The sequence below is a fragment of the Flavobacterium sp. T50_26 genome, assembly GCF_057652995.1.
Window position 1 is genome coordinate 1 of the sequence record NZ_JBYFCC010000104.1, and the last position, 230, is coordinate 230.

A 230-nucleotide genomic window follows, 5' to 3' on the forward strand; every position below is an offset into this window, starting at 1 on the left:
TCACGCTTCGTATGATGTTGATTCTAAGTCGGGTAGTGATACAGAATCCAGTCAACGCAAAGTAAAAGGAACCATACATTGGGTTTCTGATCCGCATGCCGTGGAAGCAGAAGTTCGTATTTATGACCGAATATTTACGCACGAAAATCCGGATGGTGACAAAGAAGTTGATATTAAAAATAACATCAACCCAAATTCAATAGAAGTGATTACCGGCTATGTTGAACCAA

1 pseudogene is annotated in these 230 nt (G+C 39.6%); it reads left to right on the top strand.

What is annotated here, in order from left to right:
* A pseudogene (locus AC23MC_RS16570) lies at positions 1–230 on the top strand (glutamine--tRNA ligase); the annotation flags it as partial.